The sequence below is a fragment of the Paenibacillus sp. BR1-192 genome (assembly GCF_029542445.1).
GTDB lineage: Bacteria > Bacillota > Bacilli > Paenibacillales > Paenibacillaceae > Paenibacillus_AQ > Paenibacillus_AQ lautus_A.
Map to the genome: position 1 here is coordinate 877,475 of NZ_CP120718.1, position 24,988 is coordinate 902,462.

A 24,988-nucleotide genomic window follows, 5' to 3' on the forward strand; every position below is an offset into this window, starting at 1 on the left:
GGACAATGATGATTAGGAGGGGAACATGCATGAGTTCACGTATTCAAGGCAGCACGCTTCAGTTGGAAACGGATGTGCTGGTCATTGGCGGTGGCCCGGCCGGAGCCTGGGCGGCTTTAACGGCCGCGGCGAAAGGCAGCAATGTCGTGCTGGCGGATAAGGGCTTCTGCGGATCAAGCGGGGCAACTGCGCCGTCGGGCACGGGCGTATGGTACGTGGAGCCTGAAGGGCGGCAGCGCCAGGAAGCGAAGATGAGCCGGTATTTTATGGGCGGACGCTTAGCCGAGAATGAGTGGATGGATCGGGTCCTGGATCAAACCTACGAGAATATGAACCGCCTTGGCGGCTGGGGGTACTCGTTCCCGGTCGATCCGGATGGCGGCATATTCCGGCGCGGCTTGCAGGGACCGGAGTATATGCGTCTCATGCGCAAGCTGGTGAAAAGAGCCGGCGTCAAAATACTCGACCACAGCCCTGCGCTGGAACTTCTGGCGGATGAACACGGAGTGGGGGGCGCCGCTGGCGTAAGCACGCAGGGCGGCGATCCCTGGAGAGTCACGGCGGGTGCCGTAGTCATCGCAACCGGCGGCTGCGCCTTTCTGAGCAAAGCGCTGGGATGCAACGTGTTGACCGGTGACGGCTATCTGATGGCGGCCGAGGCCGGGGCCGAAATGTCGGGCATGGAGTTCTCCAACGCCTACGCCATATCGCCAACGTTCTCCTCGGTGACCAAAACGGCGTATTACCGTTATGCAAGCTTTTACTACGAGGACGGCACGGTGGTAGAGGGAGCGGGCTCGACCAAAGGACGTTCCGTCATTGCCAAAAAACTGCTGGAGAACCGACAGGTATATGCCCGATTGGATCAGGCGCCCGCCGATCTGCAGCCGCTGCTCCGGGTGGGGCAGACGAATTTTTTCCTGCCGTTTGACCGCATGGGCATCGACCCGTTCAAGGATATGTTCCCGGTCACGCTTCGGCTCGAAGGGACGGTGCGCGGGACCGGTGGCATTCATATCGTGGACGAAACGTGCGCCACGAAGGTCCCCGGCTTGTATGCCGCCGGAGACGCCGCAACGCGGGAGCTGATCTGCGGCGGATTCACCGGAGGCGGCAGCCACAATGCCGCCTGGGCGATGTCTTCCGGCAGCTTTGCGGGCGAAGGCGCGGCGGACTATGCCAAATCGCTGGGACGGCATGCCGCTAGACGCGAGGTGCACGGATTGTCTTCGGCTCCGCTCGTGTCATCCGGTACCTACGGATCGCTGCAGGAAAAGCCGCCGATTGCCGCGGAGGAATACATTCGGGCGGTGCAGGAAGAGGTCATGCCTTATGACCGGAACCTGTTCCGTACGGATGAGGGACTTCGGGATTCGTTGCAACGGCTCGACGGCGTATGGAAATCGATCCGGCAGGAACCCATCCATCTTGATTATCAGGCGGTGAAGAAACGCGAGGCAGCGGCCATGGCTGCAACGGCCCGCTGGATGTACCGCTCGGCGCAGGCCAGGACGGAAACGCGGGGAATGCATAAACGGGTTGATTATCCGGAGCTGGACGAGACGCAGCATTACCGCCTGATTACATCCGGGTTGGATGAAATCAGCGTCCGGGCGCAGCGCGTGAGCGAGGAGGCGGTTTCCCTTTGATTGAGCTGATCAGCGATGCCAGATGCGTGCAGTGCAATCTGTGCGTCTCCGTATGTCCGACCAACGTATTTGATAAAGTCGATAACGATGTGCCTGTCATTGCGCGCCAGAACGATTGCCAAACCTGTTTTATGTGCGAGCTCTATTGTCCGGCGGACGCGATGTACGTCGCGCCTCATCCGGACCGGCTCAGCGGGCTAAGCGAGGCGGAGCTGGAGCAGGCCGAGCTGTTGGGGGGCTACCGCGAGAAGGTGGGATGGGGACCCGGCCGAACGTCCATATCCAGCCATGCGTTTCTGGCTCAGCTCGCGAAGCGTTCTGTTCCTTGATCGTCAGTCTCCCCCTTTTTCAGGCAGCTCCACTTTTCCCGTCTGCATGGGAAGCACGATCTGCGGGCTCATTGATGCCAGGGTTTGCCGGGGATTCCATGAAGCCCCGTAAGAAGCAAGAGGCGTAAGAAGCGAAAGCGAGGCAATGTCATATCGAGATGGGATCTGTGAGGGGAGAGAAATCGAATGGAGAATCGAAACGTTAAAAAACACAAGCGAAAGCGATACGCGATTTTATTGACGCTGGTGGCGGCGGCGCTTGCTTTTTCACAGGGCTGCGGGACCAAAGATCAAATAACGGAAGCATCAAGCTCCGGCGTGCCGAAGACGCTCAATTACGGATATATAGGAACCAATGCCCTGAATGTGCCTGGAGGCGCCGAGGGCTGGGGGTTCCATAAGGGCATTATTCAGGAAGAGCTCAAGAAGCACGGGATTGAAACGGTAAACCTGACCGCCTTTCCGAACGGTCCGGATTTGAGCGAATCGCTGATCAGCGGTCGCCTGGACTTTGGCAGTTTGGGCGATACGCCGGCCATCCTGTCACGCTCAACGGGAGCGAAGACCAAGGTGATTACCCAAGGCTCGACCGACAGCATCGGGTACCTCGTGGCGAAGAAGGGTGGCCCGGCTTCCCTGGAAGAGTTAAAGGGAAAAACGGTAGCCACTCAAAAAGGTTCCTTCCACCACCGATACTTGGCCGGTCTTTTGAAGAAAGAGGGGCTGGCTGAGGATGTGAAGGTCATCCACCTGCTTCGCGTGGATGCGGAGGCTGCCCTGGCCCGCGGGGAAATCGACGCGATGACCAATACCGGCGTCTATACGCTCAAACAAATCGATGAAGGCTATACGCTGCTGGACGATGCCACCAAGCATCCCGAGCTGTATGGAACCAGCGTAACCGTAGTGTCGGAGGATTATCTGGCGAAATATCCGGATTTCGCCAAGGCGTGGAATGAAGCCCGTTCCAAGGCGCTAGAGGATTTAAAGCAGCATGAGGAAGAGTACTATGCGTTTCTGGCCGAATTGCAGAGCACGAAGGTGGAGTACGTGAAGAAGGTTAGCCCGATCGAGCTGATCAAAGAGGTTCCTTTTACCGAACAAGGGCTGCAGCTGCTGGAAGGAACGAAGGCCTTTCTGATCGAAGAGAAGCTGGCGGAAACCGATTTTGAATTGGACGATTGGCTGATCAAGCCTTAAACCAAGCCTTAGACCAAGCCGTATTACAATAACCCGCAAAGGGTAAGGAGAGATGATCGTATGACCAGACCTGATCCAACCGTAATCGTATCAGCCCTGTCGAAGAAGACGGTGGCGGAACAAACGCGCCGTCCCGAATATCCGGTGCATGCCCACTTTGTGAATCGATGGTCGTCGAGGGCCTTTGACTCCCGTCCGGTCGAAGCGGATGTGCTGTATACCGTCTTGGAGGCGGCCCGTTGGGCACCCTCCTCGGGCAACGGGCAGCCGTGGCGGTTTATCGTTGCCCGAACAGAGGAGGAGCGGGAGCGATTCCGGTCTTTTATCCGTCCCGGAAACCGCGTGTGGAGCGATCGTGCGCCGGCGCTTGTCCTCCTCGTTTCCTACACGCTGAATGCCAATGGGGAACCGAGCGGCAGCCACGCGTTTGATGCGGGGGCTGCTTGGGGAACAATCGCTTCGCAGGCTGCTTTGCTTGGGCTGAATACCCGCGCGATTGGCGGCTTCGACCATGAGCTTGCCCGCGAAGCCCTGCATATTCCGGAAGAATATGATCTGCATGCGGTCATAACGCTTGGATACCACGGGGATAAATCGGCGCTGCCGGAGACGCTGCAGGAACGGGAGGTCCCTACGGACCGACGATCCTTGAATGAACTGGTGCATGAAGGAGTATTTCAGGCTAAGGAATGATGCCCGGCCACTCTGCACGAAAAACCGTTCCTTGGTTAACCGTGCTGTCCACGCTCATTTGGCCGCCATGCGCGTTCATGATGGACTGGGTGATGGACAATCCAAGACCTGCACCGCCGTGCTGCCGGGTCCGGGATTCATCGATGCGGTAGAACCGCTCGAACAGATGGGGCAGATGCTCCTTTGAAATCCCGGCTCCATTGTCGCTGACCAGCAGTACGGCATGGTCCTTGGTTTTATCCACCGTAACGGTAATCCGCCCTGTGTCGGAATCAGTATGCTGTACCGCATTATGAAACAGGTTGTAGATGACCTGCTTGATCTTGTCGGAGTCACACCGGCACAGCACGGCTGCCGCTTGAATCGTTATGTTTCTGCCTTGAGCCAGCATCCTGAGATGAGGCTCCATCTCAAGCAGCAGCCGATCCAGCCGGGTATCCTGCAGATGAAGCTCCGGCTTACGGTCAAGTTTGGCCAACAGAAGCAAATCCTCGACCAATTTCTTCATGCGCTTCGATTCGCCGTGCATGCTGGACAGTGCTGCATGGAGCTGCTCCTTGTTGTCGGCGGCACCGCGGCCGAGCACCTCCAGAAAGCCGTGAATCGAAGTAAGCGGCGTGCGCAGCTCATGGGAAGCATCGGCAATAAACCTCCGCATCTGCTCTTTCGCCTCGCGTTCCGCTTCAAACGCTTCCTCAAGCCTTTTCAGCATGCCGTTAAACGATTGGGCCAAGCGGTCAATCTCCTGCTGACCCTGCATGGCCGGAAATCGCTCCGCCAAGTTTCCGGCATCCGTTCGTTCCACTGTTTCGACCATTCGGCTTAGCGGGTTAAGCGTCCTGCGCAGCAAAGGCAGGTACAATGCGATCCCGCCAGCCATGGCAAGCAAAGCCAGCACGGCAAATATCAGCAGCTGCCGCAGCAGAACGGCATAGAGCGGCTGCGTATCCATTCCAAGCTGCAGTATACCGGAAGGGCTGTTAGGGCTGCCGTAAGGGCGAAAGACAACGATCTGCTCGGTACCTTGGGCATCGTCAGTCACTTCGTACGGAACGGGCATACGCTTTTTGAATTGCTCCAGAATCGAGGTATAAGTCTCTGCTGCCAGCTGCGGAGCGGACAGACCGTTGTCACTGGCCAGGTCGGTGTAACTTCCGTTCGTTGCGATCTTGGCAAGCGACATATTCGGCAGAAAGAGCAAAGGTCTATTCTCCTGGCGGGGCATGCCCGCATGGGCGTCGTTATTCGGAACAGAAGGCCGGTTATGTTGCACGCGATCAGGCTCCCACATCTCCACGGGGATAGAGCGGACCTGAAGCGAAAGCGCCTCGGCTTGATTGCGGAACAGGGCGTTTTTCATCAGTACATATTGCAGCGCCCCGATCAGCACGAGCAGAAGCGCCAAGACGAGAAGGGAACGCGACAGGAGCTGCGTGCGCAGAGACGTTGGCCGAGATGCGCGTATGCGGTTTCGGAAACTCATGGCAAATCCACCCGGTAGCCGGCTCCGCGAAGCGTGCGAATGACCCGATGCTCCTTGTCTCCGAGCTTCTCTCGCAGGGATCGGATATAGACCTCCACGATGTTATCCTCTCCTCCAAAATCATAATCCCACACAATATTCAATATGTTCGATTTGCTCAGAACGCTGCCGTGTTTGGTCACAAGCAGTTTGAGCAATTTATATTCCGTAGGGGAAAGCTCCAAGGCTTCCCCCAGGTATGAAATTTCTTTCTTGCGGTCATCGATGGTGAATGGCCCAAGCCGGATTTCGCCCAGTAGGCTCGGGAACTGATTGCGGAGCCGAGCTTGAATGCGGGCCAGCAGCTCTTCGAAACTGAAGGGTTTGGCCATGTAGTCGTCCGCTCCGGTCATAAGGCCCGTTACACGGTCATCGATCTCATCCTTCGCGGTAAGCATAATGACCGCAACATCCCTGCCTTCCTCCTTCAAGCGTCTGCACACCGCAAGACCGTCCATTCCCGGCATCATCACATCCAGAACGATGACATGCGGCTCGAAGCTGGCTGCTTCCCTTAACGCACATTCCCCATCGGAGGCCGTGCGCACCTCAAACCCTTCATTTTGGAGACCAAGCTCCAGAAATTGCAGTATGTGCGGCTCGTCATCCACAAGCAAAACGCGAATACGATGCATGGATCCCATGACACAAAACTCCTCTTCTTTCATTCCTTCAACTTTATCATACGTGCCGTAGCTGAATGAAATCTGAACGCGAACTGAAAATAAACTGAAAAATGATTCGCAAATATGCATTCTCAAATCAGGGAATTTAAGGATGTTGATATCTGTTCGGTTATCGTTGATACTATCTTAAAGCCAAGATAATCAATGTAGCACCTGTTCAAGATCCATCATGGATGGGTGAAAGGAGGAGACTGGACATGATAGGAAATGTATATCCACCCGAGAATCAGGGCAAGGGCTCACTCGATGGAGGAAGGATAACGGAGTTGAAGCCGATCGGTTTCTCCGGAGAAGGGTCAGCCGTGACCCGGGTAGGGCCGCTTTTCTATTGGTCCTGGTTTCGTTCGCCCGTCGAAGGCTATATCGCGCCTCATCCCCATCAGGGTTTTGAAATCGTGACTTATATGATTCAGGGAAAGTGCGACCATGAGGATTCGCATGGTACGCACAGCATAATCGGGCCAGGAGGCCTGCAATTGATGAGGGCCGGTTCCGGACTTACGCATGAGGAACTTCTGACCGGGCCGGATGCAGAAGGATTCCAGATTTGGTTTGAGCCGTATCTTCGCGATTCATTGAAGCAAAACCCTGCCTGTCGTCAGTATCGTCCGGACTCCTATCCGGTAACCCGTATCCAGGGGGGATTGGTCAAAACGATGATCGGCGGTTCCGCGCCAACCGATCTGTCCGTGGACGTGAGGATGCTGGATATTCAAATTCTGGCCGGGCACGAAGCACGATATGAACTGAAAACCGGCAGGCGTGCGGCTGCGCTTGCCGTAAGGGGAGCCGGCAGCTTTAGCACGGAAGAGGATAGCCTCCTGTTTCAACATCGGGACTTTATGGTAATCGATACGGTGCTCGGTGAGACGATAAGCCTTAAGGCGCAAGAGAATGTCAGGGTCATCCTGATTGACGTACCGGAAAACCCTGGATATCCGCTCTATTCCAAGCGGCCATAGGGTCAAAAGTTTACAATATTGTAGTGGAATGAAATTTAGAAGGTACGATAAACTAGAGTCTGTCAGATGGGGTATCCGTCTGTACAGGCTTTTTTAAAAAGCGTGGCAGGGAACCAAAGCTCATCTTTCATGCAGCAATTGCAAGGAAAAATACATATATATGGTAAGCAGAAAGACCCAACAAAGAAATCCGGACTTCTTTAGGCCGGACCGGTTGGGTTATTTTGGCATGTTTTTTTGCTATAATAATCTATTTATACTAAATTCAAGTATAATAAGAGACTAAAGTCCTCCTCTTTACCAATAGTTGGCATGTGTTTTTGTGAGGATGGTAGCATGCGTCCCGAGACACAGCCTGTCTATAATGATTGCGGGATCACGAAAATGACATTTTCGTGATTCCACAATCAAACGAGATGGGGGAGATCGTTATTTTCTCGAAAAAAAGATTTAAACAATTGATGGCCGGAGCGCTGTTATCAGCAGCGGTTCTTGGTTCTTACGGATATGGGTCTGTGAATGAAGTGTCTGCTGCCAGCGTGCAGTCTGTAACCAAAGGTGTAGCAAGCTCGAATGTGTATATGCGCAATAAGCCTTCGACTTCGGGTAAAGTCGTTGACCGCGTGCATAAGGGTGAGCGCGTTCAAATTCTGGGCAAGAGCTCAAGCTGGTATAAGATCAAGACTTCGGACGGCAAGCAAGGATATGCTTCGTCTAAATATATTAACCAAAGCAGCGGATCTTCTAACACTTCCGGCAATTCGGGAAGCACGGCGCCTTCTGCGAGCGCAAGCGTTGAAAAAGTAATCAGTGCAGGCATGAAGTATCTGGGCACGCCGTACGAATTCGGTTCTAACCGCAATTCAACGAGCACCTTTGACTGCTCGGCATTTGTCCGCCGCGCATTCATGGACGGTGCTAACATTACGCTGCCAAGCGATTCCCGGAAGCAAGGGCAGTACGTCAAAGATAAAGGAACGGCTGTATACAACGTTAATCAATTAAAGCGCGGGGATCTGGTATTCTTCATGAGTTACCGAGGTTCATCGGCATCCGCTTATGCCGGATTGGACAAGTCCAAACAGCGGATTACGCACGTAGCGATCTATCTGGGAGACAACAAGCTGCTGCATACGTACTCGAAACAATCGGGCGGCGTCCTCGTAGGTAACTTCGGCGATTCTTGGAAACACCGCTTCATGCACGGCGGAAGCGTGCTATAAAACATCGTTCCATGGATAAGATTCATCCATGGTTAGAATAAAAACAGAAGGACTGTCCGGTTGGGAGATCTGAACGATCTTTAACGGGCAGTCCTTTGTGTTATGCGATTTGCATTTCGCTCTCGATTTCAGTAAGGTGGACAGTAGGAACGGGACAACAGCATGAAGATAGGAACAGGAGGGACGATGATGAACGGTGGGCAGCGTTCCAATATCAAACCGGGGCTTGAGGTTGATATCGTACTGAAGCAGGACCAGAGAACGGGCAAATTAACCCGCGGCGTGGTCAAAGATATTTTGACCAATTCGCCCAACCATCCGCACGGCATTAAAGTACGTCTTCAGGACGGCCAAGTGGGACGGGTAAAGAACATTTACGAGACATAACATTCGATGCAGTCCGCGACTGCGGCCATAGGCTGCGGGATATAGCAAACCAAAAGCCGCATCCAAAACTTCGCAAATCTGAGGAGTTTTGGATGCGGCTTTTTTGCATTTCTATGCAACATTGCTCCCAATCCATCCGTCTGGAGGTTGAGGTGAACAAAAAAGATGAGAAGATACCTTTATATGGGGTTTATCTTGATGTTGATGTTAACGGGCTGCGCGAAGCAGGAGATGCAGGGGGCAGATCCGACTGGACCTTCATTGAATAAAGCTGCCAGGGGAAATCAGGCGGAAATTACCGACGGGGACTTCGTGTATCGACTCGTTAGCGAGAAAGAAGAGCATGAACAGGGAGATCAAGTTCAAGTATACGGGGAGCTGGAGTATATCGGCGAAGAGGATGAGATTACGATCGGCCATGCGGCCTCCGCTTTTTATTTCCCGATGAAAGAGCTCACAAGAGACTACAACATCAGTTATGCCATGAACGAGCCCTATATTACAACCAAGCTGAAAAAGGGCGAGCCGCTGCGCGAATATTACAAAATCGGCGGTGGATACGACAGCAGGGACGACAAGACATTCAAAGATTTCATCCGTTCGCTGAAGGATGGTTTTCCGGGCGGGCGCTACGTCGTCTACGGATCCGCGGATTTCGTGATTGATTCCATGTCGCAGGGCGCGAGTCAGAGCGGTTCGAACGGGGAAGAGCCAAAGCGCTATAAGATACAAGCCGAGATCGAATTCAGCGTAAACGAAGAGAAGGAATAAAGCAATGGGGGGGTAACCCGCAGGTTCTAGGAACCTGCGGGTTACCCCTTTTAGCATGCTTATTGGAAGCCTTGGCCCTGATGTGTGTTAGGAAAACCTTGTTGGCCGTATGAAGGCTGAATATGCTGTGTTTGGTTGTGGGCTTGTACGGAATACTCCACTTGTTTAACGATCTGGGAGATTTGCTGATACTGCTGCATCGCCTGTTGATGGCCTTGAAGGGCAGTTTGGATCATCTGCGCCGCTTGACGCTCACGCTGAGCGAGTTCCTCGAGTCGGGCCGCATTTTGCTGCTCTTGCTGCATCAGCTGCTGGTACATAGCCGAGCCCTGCTGCGTTTGCTGGGTCAGCTGCTGAAGAATTTGCTCGCACTGACGAATTTGCTGCGAAATTTGCGAGTTGTTGTTATTCATTGGATACATGGTTGTGTATTCCTCCTAAGAATTGTGGTTTCAATCCTTGGTTAGTGTACGGAAGAATACGTCAAATCATCCTGAATTATAATGTGAGTTGGCCTTCCAATATATGGACGAATTCCTCCAAAAAGGCTTGATCCTCTTGATCGAAACGGTTCTTGAGCGGACTGTCGATATCCAGAACGCCATATAATGCGCCATCCACCATCATGGGCACCACAATCTCGCTGTTCGAAGCCGCATCGCAGGCAATGTGCCCCGGGAACTCATGTACATCGGCTACAAGCAGTGTCTGCTGTTTAGCCGCAGCGGTTCCGCAAACTCCGCGATTCATCGGAATCCGGATGCAAGCGGGCAGTCCTTGGAATGGCCCGAGCACCAGCTCTTTGCCATCATAAAGATAGAAGCCGACCCAATTCGTATCGGACAGAAACTGATTGAGCAGCGCAGATGCATTGGACAAGTTGGCAATGGCATTCGGCTCGTCGTGGATAAGTGCTTTCAACTGATTCAGGACCTGGGCGTATTGCTCGCTCCTAGTGCCTTCATAGGGTGTGTTTTGAAACATTGGATATCCGCCCTTCCTTCATTTGCGTTGATTCATTCACATTAGTATAAGTATATGATATTCGTCAAGGGACAAGCCATGGGAAGAAAGGCTCCGGCGAATCCGGCTGATTCCTGACCATGTCGCAGGGGTAATGTATGACATGACCAGGTATCAATTCAATCAGGTGGAGGGAGAGAAGATCGAATGCGCGCAGACGTTCAAAATTTGTTTATCGGTATTCATATGCTCTATCACGCCCATGAGCGGGACCTTACGATCAGCGAGATGCAGCCCGAGCTGGAGCGTCATGGATATAAGGTCGGCGATCGGGAGGTTAAGCATGAACTCGAACGCTTGACCGAGGAGAACTTCCTAACGGCGCACGGTGAGGGGTACAGCCTCACGGGAGCCGGGATCGAGGAGTTCAAGGAAATCCAGATCAGGCTTAAGGAGCTTTGCGATGAAGTGCTTAAACCGGTGAACCCGAAAAAGGCCGATTCCATGGCGTAGGGCAGATAACAGCATAACAATTGAAAAAAGCCCCCGACTCACGCAGATCCAGCGTGCAGTGCGGGGGCTTTTTGAGCCGCCGTCCTATACTGTCTCAAGGGATCCGTCCAGCTCCAGTTGGAAGGTGCTTTGGGCTGGCGCTGCTTCCGGCTGCGCTGCACGGGCAGCTTCCGGCAGCGGTGCCTGAACGGGTTGATCTATATGTTCACGAAGGAAAGAGTGCACGCCTTCCCGATATTGCTCAGGATCCACATGATAAGCGTTCGCATGGATAGCGCCTTCGATAAGAAGAAGTTTTTTCGGGTCCGGTTTGGCTTCGTACATCTCGATGCTCATTCGGGTAGGCACGTAATTATCCTTGGTGCCATGGATGAACATAACCGGAAGCGTGCTGTTCCGAACAGCACGGATCGGGCTGACCTGATCGAGGCTGAACCCGGCTTTACGCCGAATTCTGGCGTTCACCCAGGACAGGAACGGCACGGAAGGGATTTTGTTGATGCGCGTGAGCTGATGCCGCATTAAATCCGTCAAATCGGAATACGGGCAATCCGCGATGACAAGCTTGACCTGCGGATCAGCGATGGATAAATACTCCAGCACGGTTCCGCCTCCCAGCGATTGTCCATGAAGCCCGATCGCCACATCCTCGCCGTATTTGCGGGTAATCCAGCGCACCCACGCCTGCACGTCGTGTTTCTCATAATAACCGTAGGTGGTATAGCGTCCTTCGCTTCGTCCATGCCGGCGCTGATCGATCAGGAGCACGTTGTACCCCTCTTCCGTAAACAAATCAATGAATTGGGTGGATACGGCTCGCGAACCGGTATAGCCGTGGGCAAGAAGCATCCAGTGCTTGGAGCCGGGATTGTTTAGAATGGCTGCGCCGCACAGCTTCAACCCGTCAAAGCTCTTGATCGCCACTTCGTTCTTTTGAAGCGATTCATATTTCTCTCTGCTGTACAGTCCGGCTTTTTCCAGCACCGTGAACAGCTTGAGGTCATTCTTTACGCGCATCCGCGTAATCTGCAGATATCCGATTTGCGTAATGGCAGCGGCAATGACAACGACGGTGAACAGCAAGACAATCGCGATATACATACTCAGATGACTTCCTCCTTCTTCCGCACTGTACAAGGGAGCCGTGACAAGCATATTGACGGAAGCCTCCCGAATCCATCAATATATATACATCCAGCTCTAAGATGTTGATGGGGGACCAGGATACGGATTGATTTTCGCTATACTCTTTTATACACGCACATAGTATCACCGGAAACAGCCGATGCAAGTCAGTTTTTTTGCGAGAGGGTGGAATACCATGTACAGATGCGAAGGAATCGTTCCGGGAATGAAGGGGCGGCGGATCCGGCTGCGAAGGATGGAGACGGAGGATGCGGAAGCGATGCTGGGCTGTTGGTCCGATCCCGCCGTAGCCGCCTTTCTGGATATGCCCGTCATGGATTCAGCCGAGGACGCAAAGGCACTGATTGAGTGGCTGCAACGGCTTGCCGAGCAGGACGAAGCCATTCGCTGGGGCATCGAGATCACCGAAACAGGCCAATTGATCGGCAGCTGCGGATTTAATATTTGGCAGCTGGAGGGCGCGTTCAAGGGCGAGTTTGGGTGTGAGCTGGCAAGCCGTTATTGGGGGAAGGGCTATATGACCGAGGCGGCCGAGCTGGTTGCGGCTTTCGGGTACGCGTCCATGGGACTAAACCGAATCGAGGCTTTCGTCGATTCAAGAAATGAGCGTGCATGCCGATGGTTCGCGAAGCACGGTTATATGCGCGAAGGAGTGCTTCGCGATTATCGCCATACGTCCGGCGGTTATGTCGATGCCGTCGTTTTTTCGCGATTGAGAAAAGATTGGAACACGCTATAAGAGAGGCAGTTGGTGGAATATGCTGATTCAATATGAGAAGGGCGGCACGCTTCTTCATCGATATGATCCTTTAAGCAAGCTGGTGATCCTGTTCTGTACAGCGGTAATCGCCATGCTGCTCGACCAAGCCTGGCAGCAGGCGTTGTTTCTCCTGTTATGCATCGGCCAAGCCCGATTCGCCGGCCGGGTGTCTTTCAAGCGTCTGCTGGGAGGGATCCGGCTCATTGCAATCGTTGCGGTACCCTACTTCATTCTGACCAGCTTGACGGTCCAAGGGGACACCGTATGGCTGCAGTGGGGGCCCATCGCCCTGACGGTTGAGGCTCTGAACGCCGCGGGTGCCATGTCGCTCCGGATGTTTACGTTGTTTCTGACCTCGATGGCGTATATCTTGACGACGGATCCAAGAGAACTGGTTGCCGAGCTGACCAGACGTCTTCGAATCCCTTACCGGTTTGCGTTTGGCGTATCCGCTGCGCTGACCTTCATTCCGCTGTTGGAGGAGGAGGGTGCCCATATTCTGGCTGCCCAGCAGGTAAGGGGCCATCGACCGCCCAAGGGACTCGGAAGCCGCATCGGCTACGGATTGAAGTTTGTTTCGGCTGTCCTGCTTAATGCGCTGCGTCGTGTTCAGCAAACGGCGGGCGCAATGGAATCCAAAGGATTTGGCGCATACCCGGACCGAACCTATCGCACGGAGGTTAACATTCCTTCATGGGCGGTCGCATCGGCAGTTATGTATGTACTGGCAACGGTTTTCGTCTGGTGGATTGCCTGAATTGTTAACCTGAATCAACAAAAAATGGGTTGACGTTAAGAGCGGAAGTGTGCAAAATATGAAAAGAAGCGTTGACGAACGCTAGCACAGCCGCCGAGGGCGGTTGGTATGAAGGAGGACTACCTTTGAATTCATCATCACAGAAAAAATGGTTTGCTTTTACGACGCAGGAGATTATCCTGATGGCGATGCTTGCTGCCGTTAATGCCGTTCTCACCGTATACATAGGGCCGGTTAACAAGCTGTTGAACAGTCTGGGCGGACCCATCGCCACTTCAACGACGACGGGAATCTACATGGTTTATGGACTCTTGGCTTACTACATCATTCGTAAACCGGGAACGGCGGTTGTCACGTTTGCGATCGGCGGCACGATTCAGGCTCTGACCGGTACGGTATACGGCATTGCTTCGTGTTTTGTGGCCGCGGGCTGCTACATGATCGTGGCGGAGACGATTTTCGCGATCTACCGATACAAAAAATGGAGCGCCGGCGCTCTCATGCTGGTTGGCGGGGCGATGGTACCGCTCTGGTTCCTGTTCGCGGCCAACATGTTCGGGTATACGTCCTGGCCGATCGAAGTGCTTGGCATTGCGCTGGCGGTGCGTATTCTGAGCGGCGTTCTCCTCTGCGGCCTGTTAACCAAGGTTTTAGGCGAAGCGTTAGTGAAGACGGGCCTGCTTCGCCGTTTCGCCGTCTCCGTTAAGGGATAGCCCGATGTCGGGAACAAGGGTGTCATGCCGGGGACTGGGATTCCTCTATGACGGAGAGGAACGTCCGGTTATCCACGATATGAATCTGGACATAGCGGAGAACGATTGGGTCGCGATTCTTGGTGCCAGCGGCAGCGGGAAGTCGACGCTGTGCCAGCTGTTATGCGGCCTTCTTCCGCGGAGCGGCGGAGGCGCAAGAACGGGGGAAGTGCTGCTGGACGGCATGGATCCTGCAGCGGCGCCGATAGCCGACGTAGCGGATGCGGTCGGGGTGCTGTTTCAGGATCCGGATGCCCAGCTCGTTCAGGGGATCGTAGAGGACGAAGCAGCCTTCGGCCCTGAAAATATGCGGGTTCCGCCCGCGGAAATCGAGGAGCGGGTGGTGCAGTCCCTTGCGGCGGTCGGGCTGCTTCATCGGCGGACCGATCCGGTGCGCAGCCTGTCCGGCGGACAGCGGCAGCGCACGGCCTTGGCCGCGGTGCTGGCGCTGCGCCCGCGGCTCTTCGTCTTCGACGACGCCTGCGCCAGCCTGGATGCCGCGGCGCAGGCGAACTTCCTGCAGCTGTGCCATAAGCTGCAGGCGGAGGGCCGGACGCTGATCACCGCGTCCGGCCGCTTTGACGATGTCGCGCGCGCCGCGGGGCGCGTCATCGTCTTGGACGGCGGCACCGTCGTGCAGGACGGGCCGCCGGAGGAGCTGCTGCACCGCTGCGGGGAGCAGCTGGTGCAGCTGGGCTTGCTGCCTCGGCCCGCAGGCGAGGCAGCGAGTGCCGCCGCCGGGGACAAGCCTGTCCCGGCAACAACTCCCCCGCATCCGGCAGCGCGCCATGCGGAATTGCCGGTCCCCGCAGGTTCCGCGCGTGCGGCGGTATCCCATGCGGGCAAGCCAGTTCCTGCAGGTTCCGTACCTGCGGCGGAATCCCATGCAGAAGGCGCCAGGCTGCCTGCCGTCTCCCCGCTGCTCCGGATCGATTCGCTGACGTTTGCGTATCCCGGCGGCCGGGAGGCGCTGAGCGATATCAATGCGAAGATTGATCCCGGCGACTGGGTGCTGCTGACGGGGGAGAACGGATCGGGCAAAACGACGCTCAGCCGCCTGATCATGGGCCTGCTGCCGTCTCCGGCAGGCAGCATACGCTGGCAAGGGGAAGATACGAAGGGAATGGCCGTCTACCGCAGGGCCGAGTCGATCGGCTACGTGTTCCAGCAGCCGGAATATATGTTTACGGCCCCGAATGTTTGGGAGGAGCTGATCTACAGCCTCCATGGCGGGATGTCCGTGAAGAAGCGTCCGGAGCTGACGGCCGGCCAGCAGCAGCGGGCGAGGTTTCTATTAGGGATGGCGGGACTTACGGATCGTCTTCAAATGTCTCCTTATTTGCTTAGTCAGGGCGAGAAGCGTCTCTTAAGCATCATCAGCCAATTGATGCTGGAAAGACCGCTGTATATCCTGGACGAGCCGACCTCGGGAATGGACTATGCCGCCATCGATAAAGTAACCGATCTGTGCCGTTATGTCATCGGGGAAGGCTCGGCCGTCCTGATGATCACGCACGATCCCGAACTCATGAAGCGGCATGCCACTTCCTTTATTCATCTGCGGAACGGGAAAATGTCTGTGCAACCTTCGCGGTAACCTTTATAATAGAAATGTTACATGATGTGAAAGCGCTCCTGGTATCGGGAGGCGCTTTTATGCTGTTGGCCCCGGTTTTGTCCTAATAGGATCGGCAGGGACAGGAGTCATGCCGGGGCCGTCTAGAGTAAAGGGGACGAAGGAACGTGGGTGTATTAAGACAAGACAAACGCAGTTATATCCTGGTCGGTATTCTGTTATCCACCTTTATGGCTGCGATCGAAGGAACGGTTGTCGGTCCGGCGGGTCCGGCCATTATCAGCAGCTTCGGCAGCGTAAGCCTGATGAGCTGGATTTTTACGGCCTATCTGCTGACGATGGCCGTTACGACGCCGATTTTCGGTAAAATAAGCGATTTATATGGACGCAAGCCCGTATTTTTATACGGCTCGCTGATCTTTCTCGTAGGCTCATTGCTGTGCGGGCTGTCGCAGAACATGACGCAGCTGATCATTTTCAGGGCAATCCAAGGGATCGGAGCCGGTGCGGTTATACCGGTGACATTCACGATTGTCGGAGACATTTACAATCTGGAGGAACGAGGGAAGATTCAAGGGATGATCAGCTCCGTTTGGGGAATTTCATCGCTGATCGGACCGCTGCTTGGCGGGTATTTCGTGGATTACTTGTCCTGGCACTGGATCTTTGTTTTTAATGTTCCGTTCGGGCTGTTATCGATAGGGCTGATTTTCCGTTATTTCAAAGAGGAGCGCAACGCCCGCGAAGTATCGATCGATTACGGTGGGGCGGCCCTGTTTACCGTGGGAATGACCGCGCTGCTGTTTGCGCTCGCGGTCGGCGGCGGGGAGAGCTATTCCTGGAATTCTCCGTTCATGCTCGGTCTGATGATCGGTTCCGTGGTGCTGCTCGCTGCGTTCCTGGTGGTGGAGAGCAGGGTGAAGGAGCCGATGCTGCCGCTCCATCTGTTCAAGATCCGGGATATTACGGTATCGACGATAGCCAATATTCTGGTAAGTGCGCTTATCATCGGGTTGACCACGTATTTGCCGCTGTGGATTCAAGGCGTTCGTGGCGGCAACGCCACCTTGTCGGGTCTGACGCTGGCCCCGATGTCGATCGGATGGCTGATCGGCTCGATCATCAGCGGTCGACTGATCGTTAAATCCGGCTCCCGGAAAACGGCGCTGATCGGCGTCGTGCTTCTAATCATCGGAGCGGTGGGATTGGCGTTCATGCATAAGGATACGGCGCTGGGCGTGCTGCTGGTCTTTACGTTCATTTATGGCGTCGGCTTCGGTTATATCTCCACCTTGTTTCAGATCATTGCGCAATCCTCGGTCGGCTATGAGGTTCGCGGAGCTTCCACGGCGCTGAACTCCTTCATCCGGACGTTCGGTCAGACCGTGGGCGTAGCGGTGTTCGGATTATGGGTCAATGCGGGAATCGCGGGCAGGCTTGCCGCTGAGCCGGATGCGGCCGGCATTACGAGCGACGACATTAACAAATTGCTCTCCCCGCATGGAATGGCCGAACTGCCGGAAGGGTCAGGCAGCCTGTTGAGCGGAATACTGGAGGGAAGCCTTAATTCCCTGTTCGTGGTGATGGCCGTGATGGCGGTGATCTGTATGTTGATCGTGGCCGCCTTCCGCAATGCGCCCCCTGAACCGGAGGCGGGAGAGGAACAACCGTCAGGCCATTGATCGATGGACGCATGTAAGGCATATATTTCATAATAAAAATGTAACAGGACCCCGGTCTCTTTGAGGCCGTGATCCTGTTTTTTTGTTGGATGCACTCTTTGGGGGCTGCGCAAACGTCCATGTCGTAACAATCCCTTCGAAAGTGCCCGAAATCTTGCTTTTATGCCCTACACGGCACAGGGCGAACTCCGATATAATAAACATATTTCGCTATAAATGACTTCTCACACTACATAAACCAAGGGGCTGCCGATGTATGTCCAAATTTAATCTGTTCCGAAAAATCGTCCTGTTCATTTTTCTGATGTTGATTCCGATTGTCGGCCTCTATTTCTATTCGAACCAAACCACGACGAACGTGCTCAGCAAGGAGCTCAGCCAATCGAATACGAACCAGCTTGTTTTTTTTCAGAATCAGGTGAATACCAATATCGATATTTTGGCATCATGGCCGAATTTGCTCCTGCATGACCCGGACATCTCAAGCTTTCGGGATATATATTTGGAGGATAAGTATTTGAACCTGGACGCGATTAATCTGGTGAAGCAAATTCAGACGAAGCTGAGCATACAGGAGAGCTCTTCGAACTGGCGGAGCCATCTGGCCATTTATTCCCCATCCCTCGGGCGGGTGGTCACCGAAAGCGATGCCGGGTTTTATTCGCCCGAGGAGCTCGCGGAGGACGTGAAGCCGGGGTGGCAGGTCACTCCTTATTACGAGGGGAGCGACCGGCGTTTCCTGTTTGTCTGGTATTCGGTGGCACCGTATTCCACCCAGCATCATACGGGCAAGTCGAATACCGTGATCAAGGTTGAATTCGACAGCACCAACATCCAGGATATGCTGGACCGCTTTAAGAGCGACGGAAGGAGCGATCCGTTCTACTATAAACCGGATTCGGGCGTTATCTACAACCGTACCGCGGACCAGGAACTGATTAACCATATGATGGCGGAGCTGGATCGGGAGCCGCTCGAAGACGTGGAGAACCGCGTGAAGGAAGTGGGCGGCAAAACCTATTCGGTCAGCATCGTATTATCGGAAACGACCGGATGGTATTTGATAGACTATATTCCGCTATCGGACATTATGAAGCCGATCCATACGTCGAACAGGCTCTTTTATATTTCGATCGCAGCATTGCTCCTGATGAGCTGCCTCGCCGCATATCTGCTGTACTCCCAGGTTCAGGTTCCGATCAAGCAGCTGGTTTATGTGTTCCGAAGGCTCCAAGCCGGGGATTACGGGGTGAGGATGAAGGTAGCGGGCCGTAACGAGTTCAGTTTTCTGGCCACGAGATTCAACTCGATGGTGGAGCAGATTCAGGAGCTGTTCGAGCATGTATACATGGAGAAGATCCATGTCAGGGAAGCGAAGCTGAAGCAGCTGCAGTCCCAGATCAATCCCCATTTCTTCTACAATTGCTTCTCGTTTATTACCAGCATGGCGAAGCTTCGGAAATACGAAGCCGTCGTGGCGATGTCGCACAGCTTGTCCCGGTATTTCCGATATACCACGCGTCAGGAACGGGAGCTGGTTCCCTTGTCGGACGAGGTGGAGTTCGTTACGCATTATCTGGAAATCCAGCAGATGCGGATGAGGCGTCTCCAATATCATCTTGATTTGACGGAGGAAGCGGAAGGCATGGAGATCCCGCCGCTGGTCATTCAGCCCTTGGTGGAGAATGCCGTGCTGCATGGCATTGAACCTCACTCGGGCGACGGTGAAATCAGGGTAACCTTCCGGATTGTGAACGGTCTGGCCTGCATTCAAGTGGATGATAACGGTATCGGCATGAACGGGGAGAAGCTGGCCGAGCTGGAGGCCCGGCTGAACAGGCCGATGGATCAGGAGATGGGCTGCGGCGTCTGGAATGTTCACCAGCGCATGCGGCTGCGTTATGGCGAAGAAGCCGGCTTGCGGTTTGCGGCATCTCCGCAAGGCGGCGTACGGGCTGTACTCTACTGGCCATTGCCGGAACGCTTGGGAAGAATCAATCAAAGTCAGGGCAGGGGGCAAAGAGTCGATGAATATCTTATTGGTTGATGACGAGAGTTATGTTACGGAAAGCTTATATCAGACGATACCATGGCGTGAGCTGGATATTGAAGAAGTGTATCAGGCTTCTTCCGCCCTGGAGGCGATCGACCTGCTGGAGGAGCAGGACATCGATGTGGTGGTTACGGATGTTCGGATGCCGGTGATGACCGGCCTGGAGCTGATGGAGACCATAACCGAGCGTTGGACGCATATCCGCTGCATTTTACTTACGGGTTATTCGGATTTTGAATATGCCAAGCAGGCGATTCGGCTGCAGGCATCCGATTACATTTTGAAGCCGGTGGACGATGGTGAATTCATGCGGAGCGTGAGCTCCGCCTTGGCGTCGATCCAGGAGGAGCGGAAGGAGCTTGGGCACTACCATCAGCTGATGTACAGCCGCAAATCGGATCTCGGCATTCTGCGAAACAGCCTCATGCATGATCTCTTGCTGGGACGCGAGATGCCGCGTCATTCGCTTGATCACAAGCTTCATGAATATGAAATTCCGCTCCGAACAGACCAGCGGACGATCATGCTGCTGATCCAGCTAGGGCAGAGGTTTACGGGAATGGACGACTATTCGGTGGGACTGATGGAATATGCCATCGGCAACATTGCCGAGGAGGTATTTGCCGAGCTGCTCCATGTGTGGTCCTGTAAAACGCCGCATCATTGTTTGATTCTATTGGCTCAGCCCAAGAGAGTGCCGAACGCTGGAGATATGGAAACATTCGCGGATTCCCGCGAATTGAAACGGTATATAACCCAGTTTCAACAGGATGTGGGCAGCTATTTAAAGGGAAGCATTTCGGTTTTCGTGTCAGACTCCTTTGATTTTCCGGGGGAACTGGGATCCGTTTACCGGTCGGGACTAAGCTCGCTTTACCTCTGGGGAAACGGAGATCATGAAGCTATCCGATTCGCCGAAGACCAAGATGACCGGCTGCATGAGCCTGTATGGGACGTTACCCAGGCGTTTGCAAAGCCGCCCAGCCTGCTGCATCTGCTGGAAACAAGGCAGTGGGATGCCGCCCGGGACAAAATAGAACAAGTTTTTGCAGAAGTTGAAACCGCATTCATCGGGCAGACGGCGTTGTATGAAATATTTTTATCGGTTGCGAATGCCTACATGTACCTTGCTCACAAGCAGGGGCATTACATTCATCAGCTGGACCAGGCCGGCTGGGACCCCTTATATATTCAGCAGGTGGTTCAGTCGGCTGCCAAGCTGCGCTCCTGGTCGCTTGATATGCTGAATAAACTTCATGATATCTCGTCCGAACAGGAGACAACGGGCAAGAGCCATATCATCAAGCAGGTCCAGGAGATGGTGACTGCCGATTCGGGTCACGACCTGTCCGTCAAGACGATTGCGGACCGGGTATTTCTGCATCCGGTATATTTATCCAAGATTTATAAGAGCGAAACCGGAGAGGGACTCGGCGATTATATCATCCGCAAGCGAATGGAGCGGGCGTTATATCTGCTGAAGCATACGAACAAGAAGATTTATGAAATTACCGCTGAGCTCGGATACCAGAATCCGCAGTATTTCAGCAAGATGTTCCGGAAGCACTACGGAATGACCCCGAACGAATACAGAGACCAAGGATGTTGCTAAAGGTGCAGAAATCTTCGATTCGTGACATAGGATGCGGCTGCCGGCCCCTCTATAATTAAACATGTAATCCATAAGGTGGTAGAAGGGGGATTTAACGATGACCGCTAGAAGAAAGAAATGGTTCCCGATCCTGGCCGCGTCCTTGCTCCTGGCCGGATCCTTGGCCGGATGCTCCGGCGGCGAGCCGAAACCGGAAGCGGCGCAGCAGCCGGCCGAATCCAAAACTGAAAACGTCTACAAAGAGAAATACGATCCGGAAGTTACGATTACGACGGTGTGGGGCGTCGATCCGACGCTTCAATTCAAGAATGGGGAAACGATCGAGAACAACGTGGCTACGAAGTGGGCCAAGGAGAAGTTTGGCATCAACATCAAATCGTTGTGGTCCATTACGGATACCAACGGCGCTTTTGCAACCAAGCTGCGGCTGGCCATGTCCTCCGGACAGGAAATGCCGGATATCGTCACGCTCGGCACCGAAAATCAGCAGCTGGCCCAGGATTTGATCGATTCCGGCATGTTTGCCGAGGTCGGCACGCTGTTTGACCAGTATGCATCGGAAACGTGGAAGAACGCGATGAATCTGGATCCCAACGTGTGGAATCAGTACAGCCGGGACGGTAAGCGAATGGGGCTTCCGGTTCTGGATTTTGCCTATAATCACGACTATGTATTATGGATCCGGCAGGATTGGCTGGACAAGCTGGGGATGAGCGCACCGAAAACGATGGATGAGCTTGAGCAGGTGATGGATGCTTTCAAGAACCAGAACCCGTCCGGTCTTGCTCCGGATAAAGTCACGCCGCTGAGCATCGGCTTCAAAACGTCCATGAGCACCTGGATGGGCGATCCGTCATGGATATTCGGCGCTTACGGAACGCTGCCGCAGCAGTGGAACGTGGCTGAGGACGGAAGCCTGGAATACGGCTCGGTCCATGCGGGCATGAAGCAGGGCTTGGTGAAGCTGAACGAGTGGATGAATAAAGGATACATTCCGAAGGAAGCCGCATTGTGGGATGAGAACAAAACGGCGGAGCCGGCTGTAGCCGGAACGGCCGGCATCATTCCGGGGCCTTACTGGATGAGCGGCTGGCCGCTGATCGATACCGTGAAGAATGCGCCGGAAGCCGTCTGGAAGCCTGTCCAGATTCCGGCTGGCCCTGACGGCACTGCGATGCGCCATGGAACGCAGTATACGAACGGCGTTACCCTGATCCATAAAGATATGGAGCATCCTGAGGCCTTCTTCACGTATCAAAACTACTTGTTCGATAACTTTGCCGTATCCAAGGAAGGCGGCGAATTTGCCAACGGGCTGTTCGAGGGCTACGACTTCGAGCTCGATGCCAATGGCGAAATGGTGCCCAACGATCAGATCCAAGGCGGTTACGTGAATGTCGTCCGTTACTTGCTGGTCCGCGACGGTGCCCGCATTCCGGACGAGCAGATGAAAGCGCTGCTGAAGCTGGCGAAAGGCGGGAAGCCGGAGAGCCGCCTCGAAAAGGACGTTGCGGTCAACTATGGCAAGGATACGCCTGCCGCTGCGGAAGTGCTGCTCTCCCAAGAGGAGATCTCCAAGAAGAACATGTTTACGGGACCGGTAACCGCCACCATGAAATCGAAGTGGGATTATCTCCTGAAGATCGAGAACCAAACCCTGAACGAGATCATTTACGGCAAACAGCCCGTTGAATCGTTTGATACGTTTGTGGAAACGTGGAAAGCCGGAGGCGGGGAACAGATCACCAAAGAGGTTAACGAATGGTATCAAAGCGTGAAGTAGTTGTGGTTACCGAGTAATGAAGGGCGGCCTGCCTAGGCCGTCTTTTTTGTTCCATGAGAGACGCTGCAAATTGATTGCTATCGTGCCATGAATATTGGTTTTGTGGGCTACTGCGCCCCGTGGGACGGGTCCTATAATCAAGAGGTAGATTGATTTAACGGGAGGATCTTGGATGAAGAGGATGAAGAAAACGTGGCCTTTCCACGTCATGCTGCTGCCGGCCCTTATCTGTCTGTTCTTGTTCAGTTACTTGCCGATGGGCGGCATCATTATGGCTTTTCAGGACTATAAGCCGTGGGAGGGCGCCCGCGGCTCCGCATGGGTGGGCTTGGACAATTTCCGATACTTGTTTGAAAGGCAGGACAGCATGCAGGTCATATGGAACACCTTTGTCATCGCGGTGATGAAAATCGTGTTCAATCTGCTGATTCCGTTCGTGTTTGCCATTCTGCTGAATGAAATCCGAAAAACGGCGCTTCAGCGGAGCATCCAAACGATGGTGTATTTGCCCCACTTTTTGTCCTGGGTCATCCTGGGCGGAATTTTGATCGAAATGCTCGCCGTCGACGGCTTTGTTAATCGAATTCTGGCCGCTGTCGGCATCGATCCGATCTTTTTTCTCGGAGACAATAACTGGTTCCGGTTCACGGTGATCGTATCCGACGTTTGGAAGGAGTTTGGCTACAATACGATTGTATTCCTGGCTGCGCTGGCCGGCGTTAGCCCGACCCTGTACGAAGCCGCGGAAATCGATGGAGCGGGACGCCTGAAACAAACGCTTCATATCACGATCCCTTCCATGATTCCCATCACGATCGTTGTCGGGACCTTGGCGCTCGGCAACATCCTGAATGCCGGGTTTGACCAAATCTTCAACCTGTACAATCCGCTGGTATACGAGAAAGGCGATATCATCGATACCTTTGTATACCGGACAGCGATCCTGAATGGCGAGATGGGGTTCGGAACGGCTATCGGCTTGTTCAAATCCGTGATCAGCATGGTCCTTATTCTCGTATCCTATCGGCTGGCCTACAAGTGGGCGGGCTACCGTATATTCTAGCAGAGCGAAAGAGGGAGAGCCATGTACCATAAAACGATGGAATACCGCATATTTAACGTGTTTAATACCTGCTTGCTTGTCGCGCTGGCCATTCTCTGCATCATTCCGCTGCTTCATGTGCTGGCGATTTCGTTCAGCTCCAAAGCCGCTGCCGACGCCAGTCTGGTGGGATTATGGCCGGTCGATTTTTCGCTGGAAGCTTACAAGAAAACGATCAATAACCCGGCATTTCTACACTCGATCTGGATCTCGATTGCACGTACCGTACTGGGAACGGCTTTGACGCTTGCCGTGACGTTTCTGGCCGCATATCCGCTGTCCAAAGAGAACCGCGTCTTCCGCAGCCGCAGTGTTTATTCCTGGCTGTTTGTGTTCAGCATGGTGTTCAATGGAGGCCTGGTGCCGTTCTATATCGTGATTCAGAAGCTGGGCCTGATCAACTCCTTCTGGGTGCTGGTGATCCCCGGCACCGTGAACACCTTTTTGGTGATCCTGATGCTGAACTTCTTCAGGGGAATTCCGAAAGAACTGGAGGAAGCGGCTTTCATCGATGGAGCCGGCCATTTCAAAACGCTGTTTAAGATTTATTTGCCGATCTCGCTGCCCTCGATTGCCACGATTGCGCTGTTCAGCATGGTGTTCCACTGGAACTCGTGGTTTGACGGGCTGCTGTACCTGAACAATGCCAAGGATTTCCCGCTGGCGACCTTCCTGCAGACGGTCATTATCCAGCGGGACATGAGCTCGATGAGCATGAGCCCGAAGGAGATGGAGCTGTTGTCCCAGACGACGGTGAATGCCGCACAGATCTTTATCGGCGCGGCGCCCATCCTGCTGGTTTATCCTTTTTTGCAGCGTTTTTTCGTTAAAGGGATGACGCTGGGTTCTGTCAAAGAATAAGAGATG

24 protein-coding genes are annotated in these 24,988 nt (G+C 54.1%); 19 read left to right on the forward strand and 5 right to left on the reverse strand.

Going from position 1 to position 24,988, the window contains the following annotated elements:
• The first annotated feature begins 29 nt into the window (after nt 1–29).
• The 4 genes from P0X86_RS03845 (at nt 30) to P0X86_RS03860 (ending at nt 3,871) form a co-directional block, all read left to right on the forward strand.
• On the forward strand, nt 30–1,649 hold the full coding sequence (locus P0X86_RS03845; protein ID WP_192569759.1) for an FAD-dependent oxidoreductase: 1,620 nt from the start codon (nt 30–32) through the stop codon (nt 1,647–1,649).
• Nucleotides 1,646–1,978 (forward strand): 4Fe-4S binding protein, encoded by a 333-nt coding sequence (locus P0X86_RS03850; RefSeq protein ID WP_009594932.1) that lies wholly within the window; start codon nt 1,646–1,648, stop codon nt 1,976–1,978. Before P0X86_RS03845 ends, P0X86_RS03850 begins: the two co-directional genes overlap by 4 nt.
• Before the next feature lie 186 nt (nt 1,979–2,164).
• Entirely contained in the window at nt 2,165–3,178 is a 1,014-nt protein-coding gene (locus P0X86_RS03855; protein ID WP_277747821.1) for an ABC transporter substrate-binding protein, read from the forward strand.
• A gap of 60 nt (nt 3,179–3,238) precedes the next feature.
• Entirely contained in the window at nt 3,239–3,871 is a 633-nt protein-coding gene (locus P0X86_RS03860) for a nitroreductase family protein (RefSeq protein ID WP_096777037.1), read from the forward strand.
• On the opposite strand, the gene P0X86_RS03865 is transcribed toward P0X86_RS03860, so the two are convergent.
• Together P0X86_RS03865 and P0X86_RS03870 are read right to left on the reverse strand one after the other, a co-directional pair.
• Entirely contained in the window at nt 3,861–5,354 is a 1,494-nt protein-coding gene (locus tag P0X86_RS03865) for a sensor histidine kinase (protein ID WP_277747822.1), read from the reverse strand. The two genes, P0X86_RS03860 and P0X86_RS03865, sit on opposite strands and share 11 nt — an antisense overlap.
• A complete protein-coding gene (locus P0X86_RS03870; RefSeq protein ID WP_036664469.1) occupies nt 5,351–6,037 on the reverse strand; it encodes a response regulator transcription factor in 687 nt (228 codons plus the stop codon). Before P0X86_RS03870 ends, P0X86_RS03865 begins: the two co-directional genes overlap by 4 nt.
• 239 nt (nt 6,038–6,276) lie before the next feature.
• Between P0X86_RS03870 and P0X86_RS03875 the strand changes: the two genes are divergently transcribed.
• The 4 genes from P0X86_RS03875 (at nt 6,277) to P0X86_RS03890 (ending at nt 9,422) form a co-directional block, all read left to right on the forward strand.
• On the forward strand, nt 6,277–7,041 hold the full coding sequence (locus tag P0X86_RS03875; RefSeq protein WP_096777035.1) for a pirin family protein: 765 nt from the start codon (nt 6,277–6,279) through the stop codon (nt 7,039–7,041).
• Between the two features lie 416 nt (nt 7,042–7,457).
• Nucleotides 7,458–8,264, forward strand: a complete 807-nt coding sequence (locus tag P0X86_RS03880) for a C40 family peptidase (protein WP_012818990.1) — start codon at nt 7,458–7,460, stop codon at nt 8,262–8,264.
• A 189-nt stretch (nt 8,265–8,453) separates the two neighbouring features.
• On the forward strand, nt 8,454–8,651 hold the full coding sequence (locus P0X86_RS03885) for a YwbE family protein (RefSeq protein WP_036673676.1): 198 nt from the start codon (nt 8,454–8,456) through the stop codon (nt 8,649–8,651).
• Between the two features lie 165 nt (nt 8,652–8,816).
• Complete coding sequence (locus P0X86_RS03890; RefSeq protein ID WP_277747823.1) at nt 8,817–9,422, forward strand: hypothetical protein; 606 nt, start codon at nt 8,817–8,819, stop codon at nt 9,420–9,422.
• A 59-nt stretch (nt 9,423–9,481) separates the two neighbouring features.
• Here P0X86_RS03890 and P0X86_RS03895 read toward each other — a convergent pair whose 3' ends face one another.
• Nucleotides 9,482–9,844 carry a hypothetical protein gene (locus tag P0X86_RS03895; RefSeq protein ID WP_012818992.1) on the reverse strand — a complete coding sequence of 121 codons (363 nt, stop codon included), beginning with the start codon at nt 9,842–9,844 and terminating at the stop codon, nt 9,482–9,484.
• Nucleotides 9,845–9,920: 76 nt separating this feature from the next.
• Nucleotides 9,921–10,406, reverse strand: coding sequence for a GAF domain-containing protein (locus P0X86_RS03900; RefSeq protein ID WP_192569754.1), 486 nt, complete (start codon nt 10,404–10,406; stop codon nt 9,921–9,923).
• 186 nt (nt 10,407–10,592) lie between these two features.
• Between P0X86_RS03900 and P0X86_RS03905 the strand changes: the two genes are divergently transcribed.
• A complete protein-coding gene (locus tag P0X86_RS03905) occupies nt 10,593–10,898 on the forward strand; it encodes a hypothetical protein (RefSeq protein WP_009594879.1) in 306 nt (101 codons plus the stop codon).
• An 84-nt stretch (nt 10,899–10,982) separates the two neighbouring features.
• Here the strand turns inward: P0X86_RS03905 and P0X86_RS03910 are convergent, their stop codons facing one another.
• Entirely contained in the window at nt 10,983–12,053 is a 1,071-nt protein-coding gene (locus P0X86_RS03910; RefSeq protein WP_096777031.1) for an alpha/beta hydrolase, read from the reverse strand.
• Nucleotides 12,054–12,219: 166 nt separating this feature from the next.
• Between P0X86_RS03910 and P0X86_RS03915 the strand changes: the two genes are divergently transcribed.
• The 10 genes from P0X86_RS03915 (at nt 12,220) to P0X86_RS03960 (ending at nt 24,982) form a co-directional block, all read left to right on the forward strand.
• The gene (locus P0X86_RS03915) at nt 12,220–12,783 is read left to right on the forward strand and encodes a GNAT family N-acetyltransferase (protein ID WP_277747824.1); all 564 of its coding nucleotides are present in this window, start codon (nt 12,220–12,222) and stop codon (nt 12,781–12,783) included.
• Nucleotides 12,784–12,802: 19 nt separating this feature from the next.
• Nucleotides 12,803–13,561 carry an energy-coupling factor transporter transmembrane component T family protein gene (locus P0X86_RS03920; RefSeq protein ID WP_277747825.1) on the forward strand — a complete coding sequence of 253 codons (759 nt, stop codon included), beginning with the start codon at nt 12,803–12,805 and terminating at the stop codon, nt 13,559–13,561.
• Nucleotides 13,562–13,686: 125 nt separating this feature from the next.
• Nucleotides 13,687–14,274, forward strand: a complete 588-nt coding sequence (locus P0X86_RS03925; protein WP_096777028.1) for an ECF transporter S component — start codon at nt 13,687–13,689, stop codon at nt 14,272–14,274.
• A 4-nt stretch (nt 14,275–14,278) separates the two neighbouring features.
• Complete coding sequence (locus P0X86_RS03930) at nt 14,279–15,910, forward strand: ABC transporter ATP-binding protein (RefSeq protein ID WP_277747826.1); 1,632 nt, start codon at nt 14,279–14,281, stop codon at nt 15,908–15,910.
• 146 nt (nt 15,911–16,056) lie between these two features.
• Nucleotides 16,057–17,571: an MDR family MFS transporter gene (locus tag P0X86_RS03935; RefSeq protein ID WP_277747827.1), complete on the forward strand. Its 1,515-nt coding sequence runs from the start codon at nt 16,057–16,059 to the stop codon at nt 17,569–17,571.
• 256 nt (nt 17,572–17,827) lie between these two features.
• Nucleotides 17,828–19,618 carry a sensor histidine kinase gene (locus P0X86_RS03940; protein WP_277747828.1) on the forward strand — a complete coding sequence of 597 codons (1,791 nt, stop codon included), beginning with the start codon at nt 17,828–17,830 and terminating at the stop codon, nt 19,616–19,618.
• On the forward strand, nt 19,599–21,236 hold the full coding sequence (locus P0X86_RS03945) for a response regulator (protein WP_277747829.1): 1,638 nt from the start codon (nt 19,599–19,601) through the stop codon (nt 21,234–21,236). Before P0X86_RS03940 ends, P0X86_RS03945 begins: the two co-directional genes overlap by 20 nt.
• Before the next feature lie 97 nt (nt 21,237–21,333).
• Nucleotides 21,334–23,019: a type 2 periplasmic-binding domain-containing protein gene (locus P0X86_RS03950; RefSeq protein WP_277747830.1), complete on the forward strand. Its 1,686-nt coding sequence runs from the start codon at nt 21,334–21,336 to the stop codon at nt 23,017–23,019.
• Nucleotides 23,020–23,191: 172 nt separating this feature from the next.
• Complete coding sequence (locus P0X86_RS03955) at nt 23,192–24,082, forward strand: ABC transporter permease (protein WP_277747831.1); 891 nt, start codon at nt 23,192–23,194, stop codon at nt 24,080–24,082.
• A gap of 21 nt (nt 24,083–24,103) precedes the next feature.
• Nucleotides 24,104–24,982, forward strand: a complete 879-nt coding sequence (locus P0X86_RS03960) for a carbohydrate ABC transporter permease (RefSeq protein WP_009594891.1) — start codon at nt 24,104–24,106, stop codon at nt 24,980–24,982.
• The last annotated feature ends 6 nt before the right edge of the window (nt 24,983–24,988 follow it).

Bases quoted from the DNA above. Each gene is read 5' to 3' on its own strand.
- P0X86_RS03875 (WP_096777035.1), top strand. From the start codon at position 6,277: ATGATAGGAAATGTATATCCACCCGAGAATCAGGGCAAGGGCTCACTC.
- P0X86_RS03910 (WP_096777031.1), bottom strand. From the start codon at position 12,053: ATGCTTGTCACGGCTCCCTTGTACAGTGCGGAAGAAGGAGGAAGTCAT.
- P0X86_RS03905 (WP_009594879.1), top strand. From the start codon at position 10,593: ATGCGCGCAGACGTTCAAAATTTGTTTATCGGTATTCATATGCTCTAT.
- P0X86_RS03855 (WP_277747821.1), top strand. From the start codon at position 2,165: ATGGAGAATCGAAACGTTAAAAAACACAAGCGAAAGCGATACGCGATT.
- P0X86_RS03870 (WP_036664469.1), bottom strand. From the start codon at position 6,037: ATGGGATCCATGCATCGTATTCGCGTTTTGCTTGTGGATGACGAGCCG.
- P0X86_RS03920 (WP_277747825.1), top strand. From the start codon at position 12,803: ATGCTGATTCAATATGAGAAGGGCGGCACGCTTCTTCATCGATATGAT.
- P0X86_RS03945 (WP_277747829.1), top strand. From the start codon at position 19,599: ATGAATATCTTATTGGTTGATGACGAGAGTTATGTTACGGAAAGCTTA.
- P0X86_RS03915 (WP_277747824.1), top strand. From the start codon at position 12,220: ATGTACAGATGCGAAGGAATCGTTCCGGGAATGAAGGGGCGGCGGATC.
- P0X86_RS03950 (WP_277747830.1), top strand. From the start codon at position 21,334: ATGACCGCTAGAAGAAAGAAATGGTTCCCGATCCTGGCCGCGTCCTTG.
- P0X86_RS03885 (WP_036673676.1), top strand. From the start codon at position 8,454: ATGAACGGTGGGCAGCGTTCCAATATCAAACCGGGGCTTGAGGTTGAT.
- P0X86_RS03900 (WP_192569754.1), bottom strand. From the start codon at position 10,406: ATGTTTCAAAACACACCCTATGAAGGCACTAGGAGCGAGCAATACGCC.
- P0X86_RS03865 (WP_277747822.1), bottom strand. From the start codon at position 5,354: ATGAGTTTCCGAAACCGCATACGCGCATCTCGGCCAACGTCTCTGCGC.
- P0X86_RS03930 (WP_277747826.1), top strand. From the start codon at position 14,279: ATGTCGGGAACAAGGGTGTCATGCCGGGGACTGGGATTCCTCTATGAC.
- P0X86_RS03955 (WP_277747831.1), top strand. From the start codon at position 23,192: ATGAAGAGGATGAAGAAAACGTGGCCTTTCCACGTCATGCTGCTGCCG.
- P0X86_RS03940 (WP_277747828.1), top strand. From the start codon at position 17,828: ATGTCCAAATTTAATCTGTTCCGAAAAATCGTCCTGTTCATTTTTCTG.
- P0X86_RS03880 (WP_012818990.1), top strand. From the start codon at position 7,458: ATGGGGGAGATCGTTATTTTCTCGAAAAAAAGATTTAAACAATTGATG.
- P0X86_RS03895 (WP_012818992.1), bottom strand. From the start codon at position 9,844: ATGTATCCAATGAATAACAACAACTCGCAAATTTCGCAGCAAATTCGT.
- P0X86_RS03845 (WP_192569759.1), top strand. From the start codon at position 30: ATGAGTTCACGTATTCAAGGCAGCACGCTTCAGTTGGAAACGGATGTG.
- P0X86_RS03890 (WP_277747823.1), top strand. From the start codon at position 8,817: ATGAGAAGATACCTTTATATGGGGTTTATCTTGATGTTGATGTTAACG.
- P0X86_RS03860 (WP_096777037.1), top strand. From the start codon at position 3,239: ATGACCAGACCTGATCCAACCGTAATCGTATCAGCCCTGTCGAAGAAG.
- P0X86_RS03960 (WP_009594891.1), top strand. From the start codon at position 24,104: ATGTACCATAAAACGATGGAATACCGCATATTTAACGTGTTTAATACC.